The organism is Bacillus sp. YBsi01, from assembly GCF_038406745.1.
Taxonomy (GTDB): domain Bacteria; phylum Bacillota; class Bacilli; order Bacillales; family Bacillaceae; genus Bacillus; species Bacillus siamensis.
Genome location: NZ_CP151679.1, coordinates 3436971 through 3459421 on the forward strand (window position 1 = coordinate 3436971; position 22451 = coordinate 3459421).

A 22451-nucleotide genomic window follows, 5' to 3' on the forward strand; every position below is an offset into this window, starting at 1 on the left:
CAGTGTCTTTTCCCGTAACAGACAACATTTTCAGAAAGCGAGGTGCCACCTTTGATAAAGCGAACTGTAAAACGAATCGCCGATATGGTCAAAGGCACACTGACAAATCCTGTATTTGAACAAACGATGATTGAGGGCGCCGCAACCGATACGCGGACTTTGGAAAAAAATCAGCTGTTCATTCCTTTAAAAGGAGAGCATTTTAACGGCCATACCTTTGTGCCGCAAGCATTCGAAAAAGGCGTCTCCGCGGTATTGTGGGACCGCTCTGAGCCGAATCCGCCGCAAGAGCGTGCCGTGATCCTTGTCGATGACACGCTGGAGGCGCTGCAAACATTGGCAAAAGCTTACTTAAAAGAGCTCGGCACACGGGTTATCGGGGTGACCGGAAGCAACGGAAAAACGACAACAAAAGACATGCTTCACGCCGTCCTCGGCACTCAATACCGCGTTCACAAAACCGCAGGCAATTTCAACAACCATATCGGCCTGCCGCTGACCGTGCTTGCCATGCCCGAAGATACAGAAATCGCCGTTTTAGAAATGGGGATGAGCGCGAGAGGCGAAATTGATTTTCTGAGCCGTCTCGCGGAACCGGAAGCTGCCGTCATTACCAATATCGGCGAATCCCATATGCAGGATTTAGGCTCAAGAGAAGGAATTGCGGAGGCGAAACTAGAAATTATAAACGGACTTCGGGAAGACGGCGTTCTGTTTTATTTCGGGGATGAGCCGCTGCTTCGCGAAAGGGCGTACACTTGCCGGACAACGACATACGGCGCAGGCGCGGACAATGATCTCCGCCTGAAAGAATTGAAACAGGCGGAAGAAGGCACTTATTTCAATATCGACGGTATTAATCGTTCTTTCTTTGTTCCCGTGCTCGGCAGACATAATGTCATGAATGCCATGGCCGCATACGCCGCGGGCATCTATTTCGGCATTACGCCCGAAAATGCCGCTCTGGGACTGAGCCGCCTGAAAGTGACGGGAATGAGATTGGAATTGGTCAAAACGGATAACGGCATCTCAATCGTTAACGACGCGTATAATGCAAGTCCGACGTCAATGAAAGCGGCGGTCGAATTAATCGAAACGATGAAAGGCTACCGGAAGAAAATGCTCGTGCTCGGTGATATGCTTGAACTCGGTGATCATGAAAAAGCATTCCACGAAGAATGCGGGGCCGCGATCAATCCGGAGGAGATCGACCATGTATTTACGTACGGCACTCTCGGCGCGTTCATCGCTGACGGAGCACGCCGGCATTTTGAAGAAGGCCGCGTCAGCCATTATCTCGAAAAAAAAGAACTGCTTCACGCTATACAGGAAAAGGCCGCTTCCGGCGATCTCCTTCTGTTTAAAGCATCAAGAGGTATGAAGCTTGAAGAAATCGTTAAAGATTTATTAGAGGAGAACTGAAGAAATACTGATCAGCCTCATAAAAATTTATAAAAATGAAGAAACTAAATCCGGGTGAAATAATTCTGTCCGTATGAAAAAGAAAGACCGCCGGCTGGAAAATCCCGCCCGGCGCGGGGGCCGGCGTCATTTGCGGGAAGAATCCGGTCAGGCCGCTTCCGGCAGCTTGAACATCTCGCCTTATTGAAAAACACATAGTGTAATGGTAAGATTAAACGTAAAGTAATTCGGGCTTTGTATACGTATGATCCTGTCCTTTGATGAAAGGGCAGTTTTTAGTGGTAAATCACGACATTACTGAAACAGCAATCAGAAGGAGTTTGAATAATTTGACTATAACGTTTCAAGATTTCCAATTAAGTTCTGATCTCATGAAGTCAATCAACCGTATGGGATTTGAAGAAGCAACACCGATTCAGGCACAAACGATTCCGCTCGGACTTTTAAATAAAGATGTCATCGGACAAGCGCAAACAGGTACAGGTAAAACAGCTGCGTTCGGTATACCCCTTGTTGAAAAAATGAACCCCGAGTCTCCTAATATTCAAGCAATCGTAATCGCGCCAACCCGTGAATTAGCCATTCAAGTATCTGAAGAGTTATATAAAATCGGACAAGATAAGCGCGCGAAAGTGCTGCCTATTTACGGCGGCCAGGATATCGGGCGTCAGATCCGCGCATTGAAGAAAAACCCGCATATCATCGTAGGTACGCCGGGGCGTCTTCTTGACCATATCAACCGCCGCACGATCCGTCTTAACAACGTGAATACGGTTGTCATGGATGAGGCCGATGAAATGCTGAACATGGGATTCATTGATGATATCGAATCAATTCTCTCAAACGTGCCGAGCGAGCATCAGACGCTTCTATTCTCAGCAACAATGCCTGCTCCGATCAAACGGATCGCAGAGCGTTTCATGACTGAGCCTGAGCATGTAAAAGTAAAAGCGAAAGAAATGACTGTTTCTAACATTCAGCAGTTCTACTTGGAAGTGCAAGAGCGTAAAAAGTTCGATACGCTGACTCGTCTTCTTGACATTCAGTCTCCGGAACTTGCGATCGTATTCGGACGTACAAAACGCCGTGTTGATGAGCTGGCTGAAGCCTTGAACCTGCGCGGATATGCAGCTGAAGGAATTCACGGCGACTTAACGCAAGCGAAGCGTATGGTTGCGCTTCGCAAATTTAAAGAAGGTGCAATCGAAGTGCTTGTAGCGACTGATGTTGCCGCCCGCGGACTTGATATCTCAGGCGTAACACACGTGTACAACTTTGACGTGCCTCAAGATCCTGAAAGCTACGTTCACCGTATCGGAAGAACGGGCCGTGCAGGAAAAACGGGTATGGCGATGACGTTTATCACACCGCGTGAGAAAAGCATGCTTCGCGCGATTGAACAAACGACAAAACGCAAAATGGACCGCATGAAAGAGCCGACGCTTGACGAAGCATTAGAAGGACAGCAGCAGGTGACGGTTGACCGTCTGCGCACGGCGATCAGCGAAAACAACCTGAACTTCTACATGACGGCAGCTGCGGAATTGTTAGAAGATCATGATGCAGTGACAGTTGTGGCTGCAGCCATCAAAATGGCGACAAAAGAGCCGGACAGCACGCCTGTACGCCTCACTGATGAAGCGCCGATGGTCAGCAAACGCTATAAAAACCAGCGTACTTCTAAGCGCAGAGACGGCCAAGGCGGCGGCTACCGCGGCGGCGGCAAAGGGAAAAACACCAACCGTTCTTCCTACGATAAAAAACGTTCAACTGACCGCCGTTCTTCAGGTGACAGACGCCAGAAAAAATCATACTAAAACACAGGAAGCGGACCCTTTTACAGGGTCCGCTTTTTTTGATATGCCGGAAAGTGAATCTTTTTTGCAAATCAGCCGTATTTGTATGTATGATAAAAAATGGGAGGTAGGTATGTTGAGAGCACAGCCAAAAAATCGAATCAGTCCAAGCGGCTTAAAAGTCTGGCGTCTTCAGGAAATCATCCTGTCCGCCGTTTGTCTTCTGGCCGTTATAGCAGCAGCTGTTTTAAGCCATTTTTTCCATTGGCCGTATTGGATCACCGGAGTCCTCGGCATCATTTGGATCATCGGCTCAGTGATATCCATCTATGCCATACCGAAAATCAGGCACAGGATCTGGCGCTATGAAGTCCATGAAAATGAAATAGATATTCAATCCGGCATTTTTATTGTCAAACGGGTCATTGTGCCGATGGTGAGGGTGCAGCACGTAGATACTTCACAAGGCCCGCTTCTCAGAAGATACCGCCTGGCCTCAGTCAAAATCTCCACGGCGGCGACCGTTCATTCCATTCCGGCGCTTGATATGGAGGAAGCTGACCGGCTGAGGGATTCCATTTCCCGTCTGGCAAGGGTGACGGAAGATGATGTCTGAGCCGAAACGTCTGCACCCGGCGGCCGTGATTTTGAACTTATTCCATATTATTATCGAAACCATTAAAAACATTATTCTGCCATTTTTTCTTGTCTATATTGTTAATTCCAACCATTTCATCCGCTTTTACGGAGGCATTGCGCTCGCCGTTTTGCTTATCTGGCTGATTGCAGCAAGCGTGATCGAATGGAGAAAGTTTACATATCGCATTGAAGACGGGGAATTCAGAATAGAAGAAGGCTTATTTTTTACAAAAAAAAGATACATCTCCATTGACCGGATTCAATCAATGAATACGAGTGCAGGCGTCATTCAGCAGCTTTTTAAGCTGGTTAAGCTGCAAATCGAAACGGCCGGCGACGGAAAAAATGCCGAGGCCGTCTTATCCGCCATTACCGTGGAAGAGGCGGAACGGATCAGAGCGGCGGTTTTTCAGCAAAAAGCCGAGCTGGAAGAACACCGAGAGACAGCGGCGGAGCAGGAGCCGATGCCTAGGGGTGATGTACAATCCGTCTACCGGCTGTCTTTAGGCGAGCTGCTTATGGCGGCTTCAACATCCGGGGGAATCGGTGTCATCATCTCAGCGGTATTCGCCCTCTTTTCTCAGATTGATGAAGTATTTCCGATGGACTGGCTCTATGACAGGTTCTCTTTTCTCAAGCATGCGAGCATTGGCATTTACGCCGTGATCATTTTCATAGGATTGTTCATCGCCTGGCTGTTAAGCATCGCCGGTATGATGATCAAGCATGCCAACTTCAAAATAGAGAAAAAGGAACACGAATTGGTCATTACACGAGGAATTATTGAAAAGCATCAAGTGACGATCCCGCTCCGTAAAATTCAGGCCATTAAAATTAAAGAAAATGTCATCAGACAGCTATTCGGATACGCGACGGTTGCGATTGTCAGTGCAGGCAGGGCGGGGAATGAGAAAGAAGGCGCTCAAACGATTCTGTTTCCGATCATTCGCAGATCAAAGCTCGGTGTGATGCTGAACGGTTTCACACCGGATTACGTGCTGGAAGAAAACCGGAATCATTTGCCGAAAAGGGCGCTGCGGCGGTATTTATTCCGATCCGTTATCTTTTCGGTTTTCGTGATCATCCCGCTTTGTATTCTGTTTAAACCGTGGGGATATGCATCGCTGCTTGTGCTTCCTGCCGAACTGGTGCTTGGATATGCCTCGTTTAGGACAGCGTCATGGTGCATAAACGGCGGCAGGCTTCAGATCACCACGAGGCTGATCGGGAAGACGACCACGATTATGCTGAGAAGAAGAATGCAGATGCTGGAAGTCAGCCGGTCTATTCTGCAAAAAAGAAGACGGCTCGCATCCGTGGCTACCGCAGTGAAATCAGCTCACCACATGGAGCATGTCATGCTGAAGGATGTCAGTGAGGAAGATGCCGAACGCATCGGGCGTTGGTATTCATATAAAAAAGCGGACGGTTAATACCGCCGCTTTTTTTGCTGCACGCATAAAAAAGAAAGCAAAAATCCGCCTGCCAGTCCGAACAAATGCGCCATAATGTTAATATTAGAATTGATAAAGGTCGACAGCACCGCGATGACAAGCAGCGTCATAATCATTTTTGACTGGTCCCGGCCGATCAGCTCTTTCCGGAAGACAGTCAGAAACACATACACGCCGAAAAGTCCGAAGATCGCCCCTGATGCGCCGACATGCACATAATTAAGCGGCTCGACAAGATACGTGCCGATATTGCCGATGATGCCTGACGCGATGTACACAATCAGAAAACGGACTTTTCCGAGCATCTGCTCAAGCGGGGGCGCGAATAAAAACAGAGACATGGAGTTAAACAGGAGATGGGTGAAATTCGCGTGTAAAAACATTGGTGTCACCAGCCGCCACCATTCTCCCTCGAAAACACCGTAATTATAGCCGGTCACTGCATCTGACCACATCATGACGGAATGAAGCGGCAGGCTGAAAAACAGCCATAAAAACGCCTGAAGCGCCAAAATACAGCTGACGGCGGGATAACGTCTGATAAAAGTCTGGAAATTTTCCGTTCGTATAAACATCGCAAGCCCCTTTGCACTTGATTTGTTACATATATAGTAACACGTTTATGACACAAACCGTTTTTTAGTACGGACTTTTAGGAGGAATTCACATGATTTTCGGAATCGGAATCGACATCGTTGAACTGCACAGAATTGAAAACATGCTCAGCCGGCAGACGAGATTTCCGCAAAGAATATTGACGGACGGTGAATACGTCCGTTTTACACAGCTGTCGGACAAAAGGAAAATTGAATTTCTCGCGGGAAGATTCGCGGCAAAAGAAGCCTTTTCGAAAGCGTACGGCACGGGTATCGGCAAAGAGCTCAGCTTTCAGGATATTGAAACCGGAAAGGACACGGCCGGAAAGCCAGTGCTGACCTGCGCCAAGCTTGACGGCGCGGCAATTCACGTCTCTATTACCCATACAAAAGAATACGCCGCGGCGCAGGTCGTGATTGAAAGGTTGTCACGCTAGTCTGCATATTAGCCGAAACCCCTTCATATATTTGATAGTGCATTAAGGGAGACAAGTTGTTTGAGGCTTTTATGGTACGCGTCCGGCCGTTCAGGGCGTACCGTTAAAGTCAAACAAGCGATTTCTTCCCTTTACATCAATTGAGAAGAAGGGGTTGGAAAAAGGTGAGAAAAAGCTTTGTTTTGCTTTTAACGGGACTGCTTGCCGTCCTTATTCTTTCGGCCTGCGGCCAAAAATCACAGGAAGATATCGTGACCGGTTTAGATAAGAAGGCGAAAGAATATACCTCGTACAAAGCAAAAGCCAAAATGACCATTGAAACGGGGAGTGATCCGCAAGTATACAATGTGGAAATCTGGCATAAAAAACCTTCCCTGTACCGGGTCTATCTGGAAAATCCGAAAAAAGACCAAAATCAAGTCATTTTACGGAACGCCAACGGAGTCTTTGTCCTCACGCCGTCTTTAAATAAGAGCTTCCGCTTCCAAAGCGACTGGCCGAATAACAGCAGCCAAGTATATTTGTTTGAGTCACTTGTAAAAGACGTGCAAAATGACAAAGACGCCGTCTATTCCGCCAAAGATAAAAAGTACACGTTTGAAACAAAAACAAACTATCAGCATAACAAAATGCTGCCGACGCAAGAAATCACTTTCAACAAAAAGGACATGAGCCCGTCGCTCGTCAAAGTCATGGATACAGACCGGAAAGTGATGGTGAAAGTCGAATTCAAAAGCTTTGAATTCAACAAACCGTTTGACAAAGACTCTTTTGACGAGAAGAAAAACATGACGCTTTCCCAGATGGACGTCGCCACAAGCGCCAAGCCGTCTGATTCATTTGCCGTCAAAACACCGCTTCAAGTGCCGGCCGGCGTCAAAAAGCTTGAAGAGAAAGATATTTCAACCGCGGACGGCAAACGGGTCGTCATGACATACGGCGGGGAAAAATCATTCACCCTCATTCAAGAAAAAGCCCAAATCGCAAAAGCAGCCTCTGCCGTCACGCTGAAAGGCGAACCGGTTAATCTCGGCTTCACGGTCGCCGCACTATCCGATACGTCTTTAACGTGGACATATGACGGAGTGGATTACCTCCTGTCATCGAAGGATCTTACTAAAGACGAAATGGTGGCCGCCGCCAAAAGCATGCAGGGACAGTCTTCAAAATAACGTCAAAAAGAGGCCGCCGCTGCCGGCCTCTTTTTTTGATTCCATTTCACTTTGCAGAATAATTTTAGTATGATAATAACAATATGGTTTGAAAATAATGCTAGGAAGTGTATCGAGTGAACACAGCATCCTTTTACAGAGAAACGTGGGCGGAAATCAACCTGTCTGCGATTAAAGAAAATGTCACACATATGAAAAAACACATCGGCGAAAACGTCCATCTCATGGCGGTTGTAAAGGCGAACGCTTACGGCCACGGAGATTTGGAAGTCGGGAAAGCCGCGCTTGAAGCGGGTGCCTCGTGTCTTGCCGTAGCGATACTGGATGAGGCGATCTCCTTGAGAAAACGGGGCATTACAGCGCCGATTCTCGTCCTTGGCGCCGTGCCCCCTGAATATGTACAAGCCGCTGCCGAATATGACGTCACACTGACGGGATATTCTGTTGAATGGCTTCAGGAAGCTGCGCGCCACCTCGGAAGTGAAACAGTGCCGTTTCACCTGAAAGTCGATACCGGCATGAACAGACTCGGAGTCAAAACGGAGGAAGAAATCCAAAGCGTGTTAAAAATCCTCGGCCAAAATCCCGGTTTAGTCTGTAAAGGCGTATTCACCCATTTTGCAACCGCGGATGAAAAAAACAGAGATTATTTCCTCTTCCAATTTGAACGCTTTAAAAAATTGATCGCTCCGCTTCCTTTAAAAGAATTGATGGTTCACTGCGCGAACAGCGCTGCCGGACTTCGTCTTAAAAAAGGCTTCTTTAACGCGGTTCGTTTCGGCATCAGTATGTACGGGCTCCGTCCTTCCGCTGACATCCAAAACGAAATTCCGTTTCAATTAAAGCCGGCTTTTGCACTGCACTCTGTTTTATCCCATGTGAAAAAAATCCGCAAAGGGGAAAGCGTCAGCTACGGTGCAACATATACGGCAGAGAAGGATCAATGGATCGGAACCGTTCCCATCGGCTATGCAGACGGATGGCTCCGCAAGCTGAGCGGCACGGCTGTGCTGATCGGCGGCAGACGGATGAACATTGCCGGAAGGATCTGCATGGATCAATTGATGGTCGAATTAGACCAATCTTATCCGCCGGGCACCAAAGTCACCCTGATCGGCAGCCAGAAAGAAGAAACGATCACGATGGACGAAATCGCCGGGCGGCTTGAGACGATTAATTACGAGGTCCCTTGTACCATTAGTTCCCGCGTTCCCCGTATGTTTTTGGAAAATGAGAGTATAATGGAAGTAAGAAATCCTTTACTGCAAGAAAATACAAGCAAGTAGCCGTCATCCGGAAAAAGAGAATTTATAAAACAGCTTTGCTTGACGTTTGAATAATGGTATCATTATGTCTGGATGGATGAATTGGTCGTATCCGTAAGTTTGGTGGAGGTGTATGTTTTTTGTCTGAATCCAGCGCAAGAACCGAAATGAAAATCAGCTTGCCTGAAAACTTAGTAGCTGAATTGGATGGTGTAGCGATGCGGGAGAAACGAAGCAGAAACGAACTGATATCACAAGCAGTGAGAGCGTATGTCAGCGAACGGACAACTCGCCACAACCGTGATTTGATGAGACGCGGGTATATGGAAATGGCGAAAATCAACTTGAACATTTCTTCTGAGGCTCACTATGCTGAGTGCGAAGCAGAAACGACCGTTGAGCGCTTAGTCAGCGGAGGATAATCATTTTGATTGTAAAGCGCGGCGATGTTTATTTTGCTGATTTATCTCCTGTTGTTGGCTCAGAGCAAGGCGGCGTACGCCCGGTTTTAGTGATCCAGAATGATATCGGAAATCGCTTTAGCCCGACTGCTATTGTTGCAGCCATAACAGCCCAAATACAGAAAGCGAAATTACCAACCCACGTCGAAATTGATGCAAAACGCTACGGTTTTGAAAGAGATTCCGTTATTTTGCTGGAGCAAATTCGGACGATTGACAAGCAAAGATTAACGGATAAAATAACTCATCTGGATGATGAAATGATGGATAAGGTTGATGAAGCCCTGCAAATCAGTTTGGCACTCATTGATTTTTAGTCATATTTTTCTGGTTGCTCATAAAGAGCAACTTTTTTTGTTTTCGAAAAACATAAGCGCTATAATAAAGAGATAATCAAACAAAATTTGTTGTTTTGTGTCGGGAGGTCAGTGAAACCCATGTCGAATCAGAAAGTGTATCAGTTCATTATTGATCAGCATGATGAACTGCTTGATACTTGGACAGCCAAACTAAAAGAAGTAGGCAATCAGGAAGACTATCAGCTTACGAATCACATATGTGAAAATATTTGTAAAGATTATATAGACATTCTTTTATTATCGACTAAAAATGACGAGGCTACCGAAGAGCAGATCAGTGAACTCGCACTGCGCGCCGTTCAGCTCGGCCTGTCACTGAAACTTCTTTCAGCCACCCTGTCAGAGTTTTGGAAACTGCTTTACGAAACGATGGTCGACCTTAATATGGCCGATCAGGACAGAGCGGATTTGATTTTGGAAATAGACAGCTTTTTCAATCCGATCAACACGGAAATCTTAAATCAGTATTCTATCTCCTGGGAAAAAACAGTTACTTTGCAAAAAATCGCGCTTCAGGAACTGTCGGCTCCGCTGATCCCGGTATTTGAGCATGTAACGGTCATGCCGCTTGTCGGGACGATTGATACGGAGCGTGCAAAGCACATTATGGAAAATCTGTTAAACGGCGTCGTGAAGCACCGTTCACAGGTTGTATTGATTGATATTACGGGCGTGCCGGTCGTTGATACGATGGTGGCGCACCATATTATCCAGGCATCGGAAGCGGTGCGGCTTGTCGGCGCGAAATGCCTGCTCGTCGGAATCCGTCCGGAAATCGCGCAGACGATCGTTAATCTGGGAATTGATTTGTCACAGGTTATTACGAAGAATACCCTTCAAAAAGGAATTCAAACAGCGCTTGAAATGACAAATCGAAAAATCGTTTCATTGGGGGAATAACATTGTGAGACATCCAAAAATCCCGATCTTGAAACTGTATAACTGCTTATTGGTATCCATTCAATGGGAACTTGACGATCAGACTGCTTTGCATTTTCAAGAAGACCTGCTGAACAAAATCTATGAAACCGGCGCGAACGGGGTCGTCATCGACCTGACATCCGTTGATATGATCGATTCATTTATCGCGAAAGTGCTCGGCGATGTCATTACCATGTCAAAATTAATGGGCGCAAAAGTCGTGTTGACGGGAATTCAGCCGGCTGTGGCGGTCACATTGATTGAACTCGGAATCTCACTTGAGGAAATCGAAACAGCGCTCGACTTAGAGCAAGGGCTTGAGACATTGAAGCGGGAATTGGGGGAATAGCGATGAACGACCAATCCTGTGTGAAAATCATGACAGAATGGGATATCGTAGCCGCCAGACAGCTTGGCCGCAACGTTGCGAAGGAATTAGGCTTCGGCACGGTGGACCAGGCCAGAATCACGACGGCTATCTCAGAATTGGCCAGAAATATCTACTTATATGCCGGCAAGGGCCAGGTCAGCATAGAACAAGTAAACGACAGAGGTAAAAAAGGCCTTAAAATCATAGCAGAAGACAAAGGACCCGGAATCCCCGACATCCGTAAAGTGATGGAAGACGGCTTTTCAACGTCTGGCGGACTGGGAGCGGGGCTTCCGGGCGTCAAAAGGCTGATGGATGAATTCAGCCTGCAATCTGTTGCAGAGGAAGGAACAGAGATTCAAGCCGTGAAATGGCTTCGGTAGGAGGTTAGAACGTGGATTTCAGGGAGGTTATAGAGCAGCGGTACCATCAGCTGCTTAGCCGATATATAGCCGAATTAACAGAAACATCTTTATATCAAGCCCAAAAATTCAGCCGAAAAACGATTGAACATCAGGTTCCTCCGGAGGAAATTATCAGCATCCACCGAAAAGTAATAAAGGAACTGTATCCGGATCTGCCGGAAGATGTTTTTCATTCGCTGGATTTTTTAATAGAAGTCATGATTGGCTACGGGATGGCTTATCAGGAACATCAAAGTCTGAGAGATATCCAGCAGGAGCTTCGTTCAGAAATTGAAATTGCCGCAAATGTCCAGCAGACGCTGCTGGGCACAAAAATTCCTGAAGAAGAAGAGCTGGATATCGGGGCGATCAGCGTTCCCGCCAAGCAGATGAGCGGGGACTATTATCACTTTGTCAAAGACAAGGAATCGATTAACATCGCGATAGCCGATGTCATCGGAAAAGGAATCCCCGCCGCATTGTGCATGTCGATGATCAAGTATGCCATGGACTCTCTTCCAGAGATCGGCATTCACCCCTCCCAAGTGTTGAAAAACCTTAACCGCGTTGTAGAACAGAATGTGGACTCAAGCATGTTTATCACCATGTTTTACGCAAACTACAATACGAAAAATCACCAATTTACGTATGCTTCTGCGGGGCATGAACCGGGCTTCTACTACTCTGAAAAAGAAAAGAAGTTTTATGATCTGGAGGCAAAAGGATTGGTGCTGGGAATTTCTCAGGATTTTGATTACAGCCAATACGAACAGCACATGGACGAAGGAGACATGATCGTTCTTTTTTCTGACGGCGTCACCGAATGCCGTACGGAAAACGGTTTCTTGGAGCGCAGCGACATTCAGCGCATGCTGGAAGAACATATGGAATGCTCGGCGCAGGATATGGTCAAAAATATTTACGACAGCCTGCTGAGACTCCAGGACTTTCAGCTTCATGACGATTTTACGTTAATAGTTTTGAAAAGAAAGGTTTAACAAGACGGCAGCACGGGTAAAAAGCCATTAGCACGAGTAAGGATAACTTTCAGAGGTGATACGATGAATTTAACGGTAGATATGAAGGAGAATCTTTCAGATATACAAATCAATATCGCTGGAGAAATCGATGTATACTCAGCTCCGGTGGTTCGTGAAAAGCTGATGCCCTTGGCAAACGAGGGGAAAAACATGAGAATCTGCTTAAAAGATGTAAACTATATGGACAGTACGGGTTTAGGCGTTTTTGTAGGCGTGTTTAAAACGGTGAGCAAGGAAGGCGGTTCTTTGAAGCTTGAGAATCTTTCCGATCGGCTCGTCCGTCTGTTTGAAATTACGGGGCTTAAGGATATCATCGACATTTCGGCAAAGTCAGAAGGTGGCGTGCAATGAGTACATCAGTTGATTATATTGAGATGAAAATTCCGGCCGAACCGGAATACGTAGGGATCGTCAGGCTTACATTATCAGGTGTCGCCAGCAGAATGGGCTATACCTACGATGACATTGAAGATTTGAAAATTGCTGTCAGCGAAGCTTGTACAAACGCTGTCCAGCATGCATACAAAGATGAAAACAAGGGAGAAGTATCCGTGCGGTTCGGTGTGTTTGAGGATCGGCTGGAGGTCATTGTCGCCGATCAGGGAGACAGCTTTGATTTTGATCAGAAGCAGCAGGATCTCGGGCCGTACACGCCTTCGCACACAGTCGATCAATTGTCAGAAGGAGGACTCGGTCTATATTTAATGGAAACGCTCATGGATGAAGTCAAAGTTCAAAGCAACTCTGGCGTAACCGTGGCGATGACAAAGTATTTAAATGGGGAGCGAGTTGATCATGGCACAACCATCAAAAACTACGAAACTAACTAAAGATGAAGTTGATCGGCTCATACGCGACTTTCAAATACATGATAATAAAAAAGCCCAGGAGACACTCGTCGAGGTGTATACCAATCTCGTCGAAATGCTGGCAAAGAAATATTCAAAAGGAAAAAGCTTTCACGAGGATCTCCGCCAGGTCGGGATGATCGGGCTTCTCGGCGCCATTAAACGCTATGATCCGGAGGTCGGCAAATCCTTTGAGGCATTTGCGATTCCTACCATTATCGGCGAGATCAAACGCTTCCTCCGAGATAAAACATGGAGCGTACACGTCCCGAGACGGATTAAAGAACTCGGGCCGCGCATTAAAATGGCGGTGGATCAGCTGACGACAGAGACACAGCGGTCGCCGAAAGTCGAAGAAATCGCAGCCTTTCTCGATGTGTCAGAAGAGGAAGTGCTTGAAACGATGGAGATGGGAAAAAGCTATCAGGCGCTTTCTGTCGATCACAGCATCGAAGCGGATGCAGACGGAAGCACCGTCACGATCCTTGATATCGTCGGTTCGCACGAGGAAGGATACGAACGCGTCAACCAGCAGATGATGATCCAAAGCGTGCTTCATGTGCTGTCTGACCGCGAAAAACAGATTATCGATCTAACATTTGTGCAAAATAAAAGCCAAAAAGAAACAGGGGACATTCTCGGAATATCTCAAATGCACGTCTCGCGCCTTCAGCGGAAAGCGGTGAAAAAACTGAGAGAGGCCTTGATTGGAGATCCCTCCATGGAGCTAATGTAATGATTCAGGTTGAAGAAAACGAACATGTTCAAACTCTTGTATACCAATTAAATAAAGAAGGCAAGTCCATATGCGGGGACAGCTTTTTCATGAAGGCGGATGAAGAGGAATTGGTTTGCGCGGTAGCCGACGGTCTCGGCAGCGGATCCCTTGCCAACGAATCCTCCTCAGCTATTAAAGACATCGTGGAAACGTATGCGGATGAGGATGTGGAAAGCATCATTGAGCGCTGTAACCAAGCGATGAAAAACAAAAGAGGGGCGACTGCCTCCATCTTAAAAATCAATTTCACCAAAAGAGAACTGACATACTGTTCGATCGGGAATGTCCGTTTCTTTCTGCACTCCCCATCAGGCGAAGTCTTTCATCCGCTCCCGATTTCGGGTTACCTCTCAGGCAAACCGCAAAAATACAAAACGTATACGTCATCATACGAAAAAGGGGCGACATTCATCATCTACACGGATGGGCTGGAGGTTCCGCATATCCGCACCTGCTTAAAGCAGGGACACTCAATAGAAGATATATCAAAATCAATTCATCCGTACACAACATCCAGACGTGATGATTTGACCTATATTCTCGGGCAGCTTTTATCGTAAGGCTGCTTTTTTTATGTTCCGCCGTTTTTTGATACACTAGAGAAAGAATGAAGAGATGGAGGCTTTGGTGAGATGGAAACATTAGCCCTTTTGAAAAAACAAATTGCTGAAGAAACAGCGTTATCCCAAAAACATGTCGAAAGTGTCATCCGCCTGCTTGAAGACGGCAATACCGTTCCGTTTATTGCGCGGTACCGAAAAGAGCAGACCGGCTCAATGGACGAGGTGCAGATTCAGGCAATCTCCGAGCGGTGGCAGTACATACAAAACCTGACGCAGCGGAAAGAAGAAGTCATCAGATTGATCGCCGAACAGGACAAGCTGACGGACGGACTGAAGCAAAAAATCGAACAAGCGGCCAAGCTTCAGGAAGTCGAGGATTTATACCGTCCCTTCAAACAAAAACGGAAAACAAAAGCGACCGTCGCCAAAAGCAAAGGGCTTGAACCGCTTGCGGACTATATTCTTTCACTCCCGAAAGACAACCGCCTTCAAGAAACCGCTGATCAATATATCAATGCAGAAAAGGAAGTCGCCACAAGGGAAGAAGCCATTGAAGGCGCGAAGCACATCATAGCCGAACAAATCTCGGATGATCCTCATTTCAGAAAGTGGATCCGCCAGGAAACGTATAAAAAAGGAATTCTCACATCCGCGGCAGGCAAGTCAGCCGCAGACGATGAGAAAAACGTCTATGAAATGTACTATGAGTACGAAGAGCCGATCCAAAAGGTCGTTCCTCACAGAGTGCTCGCGATGAACCGCGGTGAAAAAGAAGGCATTTTAAAGATTGCGATCGAACCGCCCGCCGATCAGATAAAAGCTTATTTAGAAAAGCAAATCATCAAACACCGTGAAACGCCTGTGAAAGAAACGCTGAAAGATGCCATTGAGGACAGTTACAAACGCCTGATTCAGCCGGCTATTGAGCGTGACATCCGCAAAGAGCTGTCAGAAAAAGCAGACGCGCAGGCGATCCATATTTTCGCTGAAAACCTGCGTAAGCTCCTGCTGCAGCCGCCGATGAAGGGAAAAGTCGTGCTCGGCGTCGATCCGGCCTTCCGTACGGGATGCAAACTGGCAGTCGTTGACGAGACGGGAAAAGTACTGAAAATCGACGTCATTTATCCGCACGCTCCCGTCAAAAAGACAGCGGAAGCCCGGAAAAAAATCAAAGAATTGCTGGACCGGTACGAAGTCGAGGTTGTGGCGATCGGAAACGGCACGGCATCAAGGGAGACAGAGCAATTCGTCGTTGATGTGTTAAAAGAAACAGAGCGGGACATTTATTACGTCATCGTCAATGAGGCCGGAGCAAGCGTGTATTCCGCGTCAGAAATCGCCCGTGAGGAATTTCCGGATTTTCAAGTCGAAGAGCGCAGCGCCGTCTCCATCGCGCGGAGATTGCAGGATCCGCTGGCCGAGCTTGTAAAAATTGATCCTAAATCCGTCGGTGTCGGGCAATACCAGCATGATGTCAGCCAAAAGCAATTAAACGAATCTCTCCGTTTTGTCGTAGAAACCGTCGTCAACCAAGTCGGGGTAAATGTCAACACAGCATCCGCCGCGCTGCTTCAATATGTAGCCGGATTATCCAAAACCGTCGCCGGCAATATCGTCAAAAAAAGGGAAGAACTCGGCAAATTTACAAATCGTAAAGAGCTGAAAGGAATCCCGCGCCTCGGCGCAAAAACATATGAACAATGCATCGGCTTCTTGAGAGTGCCCGGAGGCCAGGAGCCGCTTGACCGCACCGGGATACACCCGGAAAGCTATAAAGAGACAAAGGCGCTGCTCAAAAAACTGCAGCTCACTGCAGATCAGATCGGAAGCGCGGACGTAAAAGAGAAAATCAGCGCACTGCCGCTGTCTGAGACGGCTGAGGAGCTCGGTATAGGGGAAATTACGCTTGCAGATATTTGCGGACAGCTGACAAGGCCGGAACGCGATCCCCGTGACGAAGTGCCGAAGCCTTTGCTGAAAAAAGACGTTCTGCAGCTTGAGGATTTAAAGGAAGGAATGGAATTGCAGGGCACCGTCCGCAACGTTGTGGATTTCGGCGCTTTCGTCGATATCGGCGTCAAGCAAGACGGGCTTGTGCATATCTCAAAACTGAGCAATCAGTTCGTCAAACATCCTCTCGACATCGTATCGGTCGGAGACATTGTCACCGTATGGGTCGAAGGGGTGGACGTGCAAAAGGGCAGAGTGTCGCTGTCTATGGTAAAATAAAAGCACTGCTTACGAGCAGTGTTTTTTTCTGTAGAAATACCAGCACTGGTTCAGCAGTTTGATTTGATAATTGTCCTTTTCTAAAAACGCTTTTTGCATTTGTTTCATCAGCCAATTCGGCATGGCTCATTCCTCCTCAGCTTTTAGTTAGAGGGCGGTTTTAACATATTGTATGCGAACGGTAAATTGTCCCGTTCGATGTTTTTAAGCGGGGTGCACATATGGATAACGAACAACTTCAAAAGCTGACGGAAGACATCTCTGCACAGGATTTCGGGAAGCCGTTCCGTCACCGGGCCTTTTTCAATGACCGGCTGAAAACGACAGGCGGCCGGTACATGCTGTCTTCCCATAACATCGAATTAAACCGCAAATATCTGCTCGAACACGGCCGGAGCGAGCTTGTAGGCATCATCAAACACGAGCTTTGCCATTATCACCTTCACCTTGAAGGAAAAGGGTACAAGCACAGAGACAAAGACTTCAGAGACCTGCTTCAGAAAGTCGGAGCGCCGAGATTCTGCACGCCGCTCCAAACAAAAAAGACACAAAAGAAAACATATATGTATAGATGCACAGCCTGCGGCCAACAGTATATAAAGAAGCGGGCAATGAATCCGGAAAGATATGCCTGCGGAAAGTGCAGAGGAAAAATCAAAAGAATTTTTTAAAAAGGCTTGACTCATTTTAATGTTCTATGTTAAATTATAAAAGTCGTTGAGAGACAACGACACTTTCTCAAAAAATAAATGTTGCTTCTTGACACAATATGTCGCATCATTTATAATGAAGAAAGTCTGATTATTCCACAGTAGCTCAGTGGTAGAGCTATCGGCTGTTAACCGATCGGTCGCAGGTTCGAATCCTGCCTGTGGAGCCATATGGAGAAGTACTCAAGTGGCTGAAGAGGCGCCCCTGCTAAGGGTGTAGGTCGCGTAAGCGGCGCGAGGGTTCAAATCCCTCCTTCTCCGCCAGATAAGTTCTCAACCAGACGGCCCGTTGGTCAAGCGGTTAAGACACCGCCCTTTCACGGCGGTAACACGGGTTCGAATCCCGTACGGGTCACCATTTACCTTCGTTGGGCTATAGCCAAGCGGTAAGGCAACGGACTTTGACTCCGTCATGCGTTGGTTCGAATCCAGCTAGCCCAGCCATTTTATTTTAAAATTTTGAATCACTTTTAGAGCGAGCCATTAGCTCAGTTGGTAGAGCATCTGACTTTTAATCAGAGGGTCGAAGGTTCGAGTCCTTCATGGCTCACCACTTGTCACGCGGGTGTGGCGGAATTGGCAGACGCGCTAGACTTAGGATCTAGTGTCTTACGACGTGGGGGTTCGAGTCCCTTCACCCGCACTTTATTTTCAAAGTGCTGATCACTAGCTTACATGCTTAGTGGAAAAACAGCTTCATAACACGCGGTCGTGGCGGAATGGCAGACGCGCTAGGTTGAGGGCCTAGTGGGTGAATAACCCGTGGAGGTTCAAGTCCTCTCGGCCGCATCTCAATGATACCAAGGGTTTAACCACCTTTGGTATTATTTTTTTATGCTGAAAATACGGCCTTGAAAAAGGACTTGCTCACCAAAACTCACCAGTTACTTAAAGTAAGTCGTCCAAACGGTCGGCAGTTTCCTTCTGTTTATTAGGAAGAGGTGTCCGTAAGTATTCATAGTAAAAGAAACAGAACTATGTCCTAATCGTTCTTTTATTACTAAATAACCTTCCCCTTGATGGATAAGCAAAGCTACATGTGAATGCTTCAAGTCATGGAAACGGATAGCCTCCACATTTCCTCTTTGACATATCTGTTTTATTTTTCTGCTGAAAATATCCTTTGTAGGCGGTCTATCTTTGTACTGAAACATATAGGATTCCTCTGTTTGTTTAATTCCTAATCCATCAAAAAAATTTCTTTTTGGTTTGCTTCCACTGATCTAGCAGTGCTATAAGTTTTGAGTTGATACTTATTCTGCGAATGGAGTTTTTGGTCTTTGGCGGAGTAATAATGTATCTTGGTTGATGTACGTTATTGCTTTGTATACATTGATTTCTCTTCTAAAATTGTCTAAGTCTTTCCATTTAGAGCTAAAATCTCACCTAAACGCATTCCTGTTAAATAATCAGTAGTATAAAACACTTTGAATGAGTAGACTTTATGTCTGCGTTTTAACGGTGTGGCGACCAAATATCTGAACAATTACCTTGCGTGGGCGTGATTTCAAGTATTAGAAAGCATCCATCATCAGAGAAATGAAGTTACGGTGAACGATATGATAAAAAAGAGAATTTAATTCCAAATATAGAAACGTATAATACACTTAGATTATCTAAGTTTACTGTTTAAGGTTATTTCTTTTATCAACTAACGGGCAGTTTAGTGAAAGAATTATCTTCTATTTACTTCAATTCACAAAACGTAAGTTCTTATTGTATTATGAAATTAAGGGGGAATGACAAATGAATAAAACTGAGTTAGTATACTTTTCGGAAGAATATAGTGATATTTTGGATTCTTTTGAACTTCCTAAAGTGCAAGTTCAATTTACTTCGTTACCGGGCAATTATAAAGAAGTAACAGAAGGACAGTATCGGATTGTTATACTTAATGATAGAGAACCAGTTGGGTTTTTTTTATTACACGCAACTGACGAAGTGAAGGACTATTCGGATAACCCGCAGGCTATGTTGCTAACAGCATTATCAATTAATCAAGTCAAACAAGGAAAAGGCTACGCTAAGCAAGCTTTGTTATTACTAAGGAAATTCGTTGCTGAGGAATTCCCCGACTGTAATGAAATTGTTTTAGCTGTTAATCATAAAAATATAGCTGCTCAAAAACTGTATCTAAAAGTTGGGTTTCAAGATACAGGAATTAGAAAAATGGGCATAATCGGTGAGCAGTACATTATGAGTTTAAAGTTATAAAAATAACATAACAATACAGGTATCAAATATGCTGTTGTAGAAAGGGGATAATGGGAGATATGGTATGGGGAACCAAATATGTTAAGGGTCATTTTACGGGTGAGAATAAGAGGATTAAGTTATATGGGAATAGCATGACATTTAAAGGAGCAAACTTGCGTTTTCTTCCTAATTATCCTGGTGTCTATGCTGATATTGACGGATTGGATTGGTAAGGATTTGGAGCAGACATAGAAGTCTGCTCTTTTTTTATGTTTAAAATCTGTCAAGAAATGTTCGATCTGCCATAATACAATTAATCTAAATATTACAACAATTTAGTGGAGATGGGGGAGCTTTCTTGCAGCAGGGTTTTTTAAAGAGAAGCAAAATTCCATATGATTTGGTGACAAAAAAACTAAATGCTTGGTACATGGCGATAAAGAGTGATTTGGTTGAAGAAGCAGAAAGAATTAAAGTGGAAGCTGAAGCTGAACTAGCTAATATGGAAGAAAATCAAGATGCTCTATTATATTATCAGCTGCTAGAATTCAGACATGAAATCATGTTGAGCTATATGAAGTCAAAGAATATGGATAGCTTGGAAAATGCATATGAGACGCTAAGGGAAATTGAATCCCAAGGTCAATTAACCGGTATGTTGGAGTATTATTTTTATTTCTTTATGGGGATGTATGAATTTAGAAGGAAAGAACTGACTACAGCAATAAGTGCTTATCGAATCGCGGAGAAAAAGTTGTTTGAGGTGGAAGATGAAATTGAAAGGGCGGAGTTCTTCTTCAAAGTCGCCCATGTGTATTACTATATGAAACAAACTTATTTTTCTTTAAATTATGCCAATCGGGCGCTTAAAATTTTCAAACAGTACGATGCGTATGCAGTTCAAACCATAAGATGTCAAAATATAATTGCTGGTAATTTAATTGACTCTTTGGATTATGAAAGAGCACTAGATGTGTTTAGAGACACATTGCGTATAGCTGAATCAGTTGGAGTGGATTACTTGATTGGTATGTCTCGATGAATATTGGTATTTGTTATGATTATATAGGTGAATATGATAAAGCAGCTGAGTATTTACAAACGTCATTAGAATTTTTTGAAAAGACTGAACACGTCTTTTTGACAAAAACATTGTTCAATATTGTAAATGTTAAAACGAAACAGAAAGCTCTGGCTGAAGCCTTACTTTATTTAAAAAAGGGGCAATCTGTCGCAAAGAAATACGGAGATTCAGAATATGAAGCAAAGTTTAAGATTATAGAAGGACTTTATTTTCGTGATGATGAATATTCTTTAATTGAAGAGGCCTTTTCGTATCTGAATGAAAAAAGAATGTTCGGAGACATTGAAAATTTTGCAATTAGAGTAGCGGATTATTTTTATGAAGAAGGGGATTTATCACGTTCCAATGAGTATTATCGACTGAGTATTGAAGCAAGACGAAAAATAAAAAAAGGGGAGATTATTAATGAAAATCAGCCGGACTTTGTTTACAGTCATTTTATTCGGTAGCATTGCAGGAGTGATTTTAACAAATGATGTCCCTGTTATCAAAGCTCCTTTTCACGTTGCTGATGACAGAGTAGGTGCTTAGTGAGTTAGATCAAAAAAACAAATTTGTAGACAGAGCAGATTCCATAACAAAAGGGACAGTTCATTCTCACTACTTGTTATCCCTTTTGATTACTCTATTGGAACCTATCTAAGAAAACCATACCAATATGTTCTGGTATGGTTTTTTTTGATGTAATTATTCAATTCCGAAGATACCTTTATTTTGATAATTGCAAAGATTAATCTTCCCAATCCTGATCTTCGTCTAAGTCCTCTTTACCTTTTTCTAATCGCTGAAGAAAAAATTCAAGAAAGGTATTTGCAGCAGTAAAGCCACATCCTTCATGGTTATCCCAAAGAATAACTGGACACTCTCCATCTACCATCCTGTTTGTATCAAGACAATAAGAGAATTCATCAATATACTCAATAACAACAAGACCTGGTATAAGATCGTAAAATGTTCTGTATTCTTTTGTTTGCTCTACAACTTCAGCGCCATAACCAAGGATCATTGTTCAGTATGCACCACCAGAACCATACTCTTTCAAAAACCATTTATAACTTTCTGGGAGGGTTGCTTTGAGGTCTTCTTCTATCTCTTTAATTTGTTTATCAGTAACGCCTCCAGTAAGAATTGAATATTCTTTATTCTCATCAAAGAATTTTTTCACTCTAGAGTAATTCACATTTAACCTCACATACATTTAATTTTGGTTTGCAATTCATCGATCTTATTGAGTTCGTACTCATAATCACAGTTTTCTTCTAAAACAGAAATCATAGTTTCAAAGAAACTTCTCGCATTCTTTAAGAGTGATTCAAAAAAATCAAGTTTCGGCAGTAATACTTTTTGTTTTTGGTCAATTTCAAATAACAACATATCATTCGATATTGATTTCATTTTCAATAGAAGGGGTTGATCTGGAAAATAAGTTTCGCTTTTTCCTGTTTCAATAGCTTCTTCAATTAGATTTAAAAAATAAGCCCACAATTGGTCAATCAGGTCCCACATCGTGGCATCAAGCAAATCTTGTTCACCATATTTTAAAATAATCGCCCCAGATAAATAGTAAGAGTCTAACTGTGGTTTTATGTTCTTTAATCCCTCTATATTGCTAAGTGGAACAAAGTAATCGTCAATATTATTTTTTAAGATTGAAAGATCGTTTATCTTCTTATTTGGCCTAAGAATTAATGATTGAATATAAAACAT

At 44.6% G+C, this 22451-nt stretch carries 24 protein-coding genes, 7 tRNA genes and 3 pseudogenes; 29 read left to right on the forward strand and 5 right to left on the reverse strand.

Annotated features, from left to right (window positions below):
- Positions 1-51 precede the first annotated feature (51 nt).
- The 4 genes from murF to AADZ70_RS17320 all read left to right on the forward strand — a co-directional run bounded on the left by murF (position 52) and on the right by AADZ70_RS17320 (position 5290).
- Complete coding sequence (gene murF, locus AADZ70_RS17305; RefSeq protein WP_264819677.1) at positions 52-1422, forward strand: UDP-N-acetylmuramoyl-tripeptide--D-alanyl-D-alanine ligase; 1371 nt, start codon at positions 52-54, stop codon at positions 1420-1422.
- 329 nt (positions 1423-1751) lie between these two features.
- Positions 1752-3239 (forward strand): ATP-dependent RNA helicase CshA, encoded by a 1488-nt coding sequence (cshA, locus tag AADZ70_RS17310; RefSeq protein WP_047476319.1) that lies wholly within the window; start codon positions 1752-1754, stop codon positions 3237-3239.
- Between the two features lie 115 nt (positions 3240-3354).
- Entirely contained in the window at positions 3355-3834 is a 480-nt protein-coding gene (locus tag AADZ70_RS17315) for a PH domain-containing protein (RefSeq protein WP_029575265.1), read from the forward strand.
- Positions 3824-5290, forward strand: coding sequence for a PH domain-containing protein (locus AADZ70_RS17320; protein WP_342007384.1), 1467 nt, complete (start codon positions 3824-3826; stop codon positions 5288-5290). Before AADZ70_RS17315 ends, AADZ70_RS17320 begins: the two co-directional genes overlap by 11 nt.
- Here AADZ70_RS17320 and AADZ70_RS17325 read toward each other — a convergent pair.
- Positions 5287-5886, reverse strand: coding sequence for a rhomboid family intramembrane serine protease (locus AADZ70_RS17325; RefSeq protein WP_342007385.1), 600 nt, complete (start codon positions 5884-5886; stop codon positions 5287-5289). The genes AADZ70_RS17320 and AADZ70_RS17325 overlap by 4 nt on opposite strands.
- Before the next feature lie 92 nt (positions 5887-5978).
- Between AADZ70_RS17325 and acpS the strand changes: the two genes are divergently transcribed.
- From acpS to AADZ70_RS17395, 14 genes are all read left to right on the forward strand, one after another.
- The gene (acpS, locus tag AADZ70_RS17330; protein WP_342007386.1) at positions 5979-6344 is read left to right on the forward strand and encodes a holo-ACP synthase; all 366 of its coding nucleotides are present in this window, start codon (positions 5979-5981) and stop codon (positions 6342-6344) included.
- Between the two features lie 164 nt (positions 6345-6508).
- The gene (locus AADZ70_RS17335; protein ID WP_016937172.1) at positions 6509-7516 is read left to right on the forward strand and encodes an outer membrane lipoprotein carrier protein LolA; all 1008 of its coding nucleotides are present in this window, start codon (positions 6509-6511) and stop codon (positions 7514-7516) included.
- Between the two features lie 116 nt (positions 7517-7632).
- The gene (gene alr / locus AADZ70_RS17340) at positions 7633-8802 is read left to right on the forward strand and encodes an alanine racemase (RefSeq protein WP_016937171.1); all 1170 of its coding nucleotides are present in this window, start codon (positions 7633-7635) and stop codon (positions 8800-8802) included.
- A gap of 119 nt (positions 8803-8921) precedes the next feature.
- Positions 8922-9203 carry a type II toxin-antitoxin system antitoxin EndoAI gene (gene endB / locus AADZ70_RS17345; protein WP_003156188.1) on the forward strand — a complete coding sequence of 94 codons (282 nt, stop codon included), beginning with the start codon at positions 8922-8924 and terminating at the stop codon, positions 9201-9203.
- A 5-nt stretch (positions 9204-9208) separates the two neighbouring features.
- The gene (gene ndoA, locus AADZ70_RS17350) at positions 9209-9559 is read left to right on the forward strand and encodes a type II toxin-antitoxin system endoribonuclease NdoA (protein WP_003156187.1); all 351 of its coding nucleotides are present in this window, start codon (positions 9209-9211) and stop codon (positions 9557-9559) included.
- A gap of 120 nt (positions 9560-9679) precedes the next feature.
- Entirely contained in the window at positions 9680-10501 is an 822-nt protein-coding gene (locus tag AADZ70_RS17355) for an STAS domain-containing protein (protein ID WP_003156182.1), read from the forward strand.
- A 4-nt stretch (positions 10502-10505) separates the two neighbouring features.
- Positions 10506-10871, forward strand: coding sequence for an RsbT antagonist protein RsbS (rsbS, locus tag AADZ70_RS17360; protein ID WP_003156180.1), 366 nt, complete (start codon positions 10506-10508; stop codon positions 10869-10871).
- Positions 10872-10873: 2 nt separating this feature from the next.
- Positions 10874-11275, forward strand: a complete 402-nt coding sequence (locus AADZ70_RS17365; RefSeq protein WP_003156178.1) for an anti-sigma regulatory factor — start codon at positions 10874-10876, stop codon at positions 11273-11275.
- Between the two features lie 11 nt (positions 11276-11286).
- Positions 11287-12294: a PP2C family protein-serine/threonine phosphatase gene (locus AADZ70_RS17370; RefSeq protein WP_016937170.1), complete on the forward strand. Its 1008-nt coding sequence runs from the start codon at positions 11287-11289 to the stop codon at positions 12292-12294.
- A gap of 63 nt (positions 12295-12357) precedes the next feature.
- Positions 12358-12687: an anti-sigma factor antagonist gene (locus tag AADZ70_RS17375; protein WP_016937169.1), complete on the forward strand. Its 330-nt coding sequence runs from the start codon at positions 12358-12360 to the stop codon at positions 12685-12687.
- Complete coding sequence (gene rsbW / locus AADZ70_RS17380; protein ID WP_003156173.1) at positions 12684-13166, forward strand: anti-sigma B factor RsbW; 483 nt, start codon at positions 12684-12686, stop codon at positions 13164-13166. The genes AADZ70_RS17375 and rsbW overlap by 4 nt, the downstream gene beginning before the upstream one ends.
- Complete coding sequence (gene sigB / locus AADZ70_RS17385) at positions 13132-13920, forward strand: RNA polymerase sigma factor SigB (protein WP_016937168.1); 789 nt, start codon at positions 13132-13134, stop codon at positions 13918-13920. The genes rsbW and sigB overlap by 35 nt, the downstream gene beginning before the upstream one ends.
- Positions 13920-14522 carry a PP2C family serine/threonine-protein phosphatase gene (locus AADZ70_RS17390; protein ID WP_049627930.1) on the forward strand — a complete coding sequence of 201 codons (603 nt, stop codon included), beginning with the start codon at positions 13920-13922 and terminating at the stop codon, positions 14520-14522. The genes sigB and AADZ70_RS17390 overlap by 1 nt, the downstream gene beginning before the upstream one ends.
- 72 nt (positions 14523-14594) lie before the next feature.
- Positions 14595-16754, forward strand: coding sequence for a Tex family protein (locus AADZ70_RS17395; RefSeq protein WP_342007387.1), 2160 nt, complete (start codon positions 14595-14597; stop codon positions 16752-16754).
- Between the two features lie 9 nt (positions 16755-16763).
- Here AADZ70_RS17395 and cmpA read toward each other — a convergent pair whose 3' ends face one another.
- On the reverse strand, positions 16764-16877 hold the full coding sequence (gene cmpA / locus AADZ70_RS17400) for a cortex morphogenetic protein CmpA (protein WP_003156164.1): 114 nt from the start codon (positions 16875-16877) through the stop codon (positions 16764-16766).
- A 98-nt stretch (positions 16878-16975) separates the two neighbouring features.
- On the opposite strand from cmpA, the gene AADZ70_RS17405 reads away from it, so the two are divergent.
- The 8 genes from AADZ70_RS17405 to AADZ70_RS17440 all read left to right on the forward strand — a co-directional run bounded on the left by AADZ70_RS17405 (position 16976) and on the right by AADZ70_RS17440 (position 18253).
- The gene (locus AADZ70_RS17405) at positions 16976-17425 is read left to right on the forward strand and encodes a SprT family protein (protein ID WP_049627932.1); all 450 of its coding nucleotides are present in this window, start codon (positions 16976-16978) and stop codon (positions 17423-17425) included.
- A 134-nt stretch (positions 17426-17559) separates the two neighbouring features.
- A tRNA-Asn gene (locus tag AADZ70_RS17410) sits at positions 17560-17634 on the forward strand.
- A 3-nt stretch (positions 17635-17637) separates the two neighbouring features.
- A tRNA-Ser gene (locus AADZ70_RS17415) sits at positions 17638-17728 on the forward strand.
- A 19-nt stretch (positions 17729-17747) separates the two neighbouring features.
- Positions 17748-17822 (forward strand) — tRNA-Glu (locus AADZ70_RS17420).
- Positions 17823-17833: 11 nt separating this feature from the next.
- A tRNA-Gln gene (locus AADZ70_RS17425) sits at positions 17834-17908 on the forward strand.
- A 33-nt stretch (positions 17909-17941) separates the two neighbouring features.
- A tRNA-Lys gene (locus AADZ70_RS17430) sits at positions 17942-18017 on the forward strand.
- A gap of 8 nt (positions 18018-18025) precedes the next feature.
- Positions 18026-18107 (forward strand) — tRNA-Leu (locus AADZ70_RS17435).
- Between the two features lie 62 nt (positions 18108-18169).
- Positions 18170-18253: transfer RNA gene (locus tag AADZ70_RS17440), tRNA-Leu, on the forward strand.
- A 95-nt stretch (positions 18254-18348) separates the two neighbouring features.
- Here AADZ70_RS17440 and AADZ70_RS17445 read toward each other — a convergent pair.
- Positions 18349-18618 carry a tyrosine-type recombinase/integrase gene (locus AADZ70_RS17445; protein WP_342007388.1) on the reverse strand — a complete coding sequence of 90 codons (270 nt, stop codon included), beginning with the start codon at positions 18616-18618 and terminating at the stop codon, positions 18349-18351.
- A 297-nt stretch (positions 18619-18915) separates the two neighbouring features.
- Between AADZ70_RS17445 and AADZ70_RS17450 the strand changes: the two are divergent.
- The 3 genes and pseudogenes from AADZ70_RS17450 to AADZ70_RS17460 all read left to right on the forward strand — a co-directional run.
- A pseudogene (locus AADZ70_RS17450) lies at positions 18916-19097 on the forward strand (IS1595 family transposase); the annotation flags it as partial.
- A gap of 113 nt (positions 19098-19210) precedes the next feature.
- Positions 19211-19678: a GNAT family N-acetyltransferase gene (locus tag AADZ70_RS17455; protein ID WP_064778176.1), complete on the forward strand. Its 468-nt coding sequence runs from the start codon at positions 19211-19213 to the stop codon at positions 19676-19678.
- Positions 19679-20018: 340 nt separating this feature from the next.
- Positions 20019-21193, forward strand: a pseudogene (locus tag AADZ70_RS17460) (Rap family tetratricopeptide repeat protein).
- Positions 21194-21474: 281 nt separating this feature from the next.
- Here AADZ70_RS17460 and AADZ70_RS17465 read toward each other — a convergent pair.
- Together AADZ70_RS17465 and AADZ70_RS17470 are read right to left on the reverse strand one after the other, a co-directional pair.
- A pseudogene (locus AADZ70_RS17465) lies at positions 21475-21924 on the reverse strand (SMI1/KNR4 family protein).
- Between the two features lie 8 nt (positions 21925-21932).
- Complete coding sequence (locus AADZ70_RS17470; protein ID WP_342007389.1) at positions 21933-22451, reverse strand: hypothetical protein; 519 nt, start codon at positions 22449-22451, stop codon at positions 21933-21935.

What these genes read in the sequence shown, in the direction of transcription:
- AADZ70_RS17355 (WP_003156182.1), top strand. Translation starts at nt 9,680, where the DNA reads ATGTCGAATCAGAAAGTGTATCAGTTCATTATTGATCAGCATGATGAA.
- AADZ70_RS17405 (WP_049627932.1), top strand. Translation starts at nt 16,976, where the DNA reads ATGGATAACGAACAACTTCAAAAGCTGACGGAAGACATCTCTGCACAG.
- acpS (WP_342007386.1), top strand. Translation starts at nt 5,979, where the DNA reads ATGATTTTCGGAATCGGAATCGACATCGTTGAACTGCACAGAATTGAA.
- AADZ70_RS17320 (WP_342007384.1), top strand. Translation starts at nt 3,824, where the DNA reads ATGATGTCTGAGCCGAAACGTCTGCACCCGGCGGCCGTGATTTTGAAC.
- AADZ70_RS17390 (WP_049627930.1), top strand. Translation starts at nt 13,920, where the DNA reads ATGATTCAGGTTGAAGAAAACGAACATGTTCAAACTCTTGTATACCAA.
- cmpA (WP_003156164.1), bottom strand. Translation starts at nt 16,877, where the DNA reads ATGCCGAATTGGCTGATGAAACAAATGCAAAAAGCGTTTTTAGAAAAG.
- rsbW (WP_003156173.1), top strand. Translation starts at nt 12,684, where the DNA reads ATGAGTACATCAGTTGATTATATTGAGATGAAAATTCCGGCCGAACCG.
- AADZ70_RS17455 (WP_064778176.1), top strand. Translation starts at nt 19,211, where the DNA reads ATGAATAAAACTGAGTTAGTATACTTTTCGGAAGAATATAGTGATATT.
- AADZ70_RS17325 (WP_342007385.1), bottom strand. Translation starts at nt 5,886, where the DNA reads ATGTTTATACGAACGGAAAATTTCCAGACTTTTATCAGACGTTATCCC.
- AADZ70_RS17395 (WP_342007387.1), top strand. Translation starts at nt 14,595, where the DNA reads ATGGAAACATTAGCCCTTTTGAAAAAACAAATTGCTGAAGAAACAGCG.
- AADZ70_RS17375 (WP_016937169.1), top strand. Translation starts at nt 12,358, where the DNA reads ATGAATTTAACGGTAGATATGAAGGAGAATCTTTCAGATATACAAATC.
- AADZ70_RS17365 (WP_003156178.1), top strand. Translation starts at nt 10,874, where the DNA reads ATGAACGACCAATCCTGTGTGAAAATCATGACAGAATGGGATATCGTA.
- sigB (WP_016937168.1), top strand. Translation starts at nt 13,132, where the DNA reads ATGGCACAACCATCAAAAACTACGAAACTAACTAAAGATGAAGTTGAT.
- AADZ70_RS17470 (WP_342007389.1), bottom strand. Translation starts at nt 22,451, where the DNA reads ATGTTTTATATTCAATCATTAATTCTTAGGCCAAATAAGAAGATAAAC.
- AADZ70_RS17445 (WP_342007388.1), bottom strand. Translation starts at nt 18,618, where the DNA reads ATGTTTCAGTACAAAGATAGACCGCCTACAAAGGATATTTTCAGCAGA.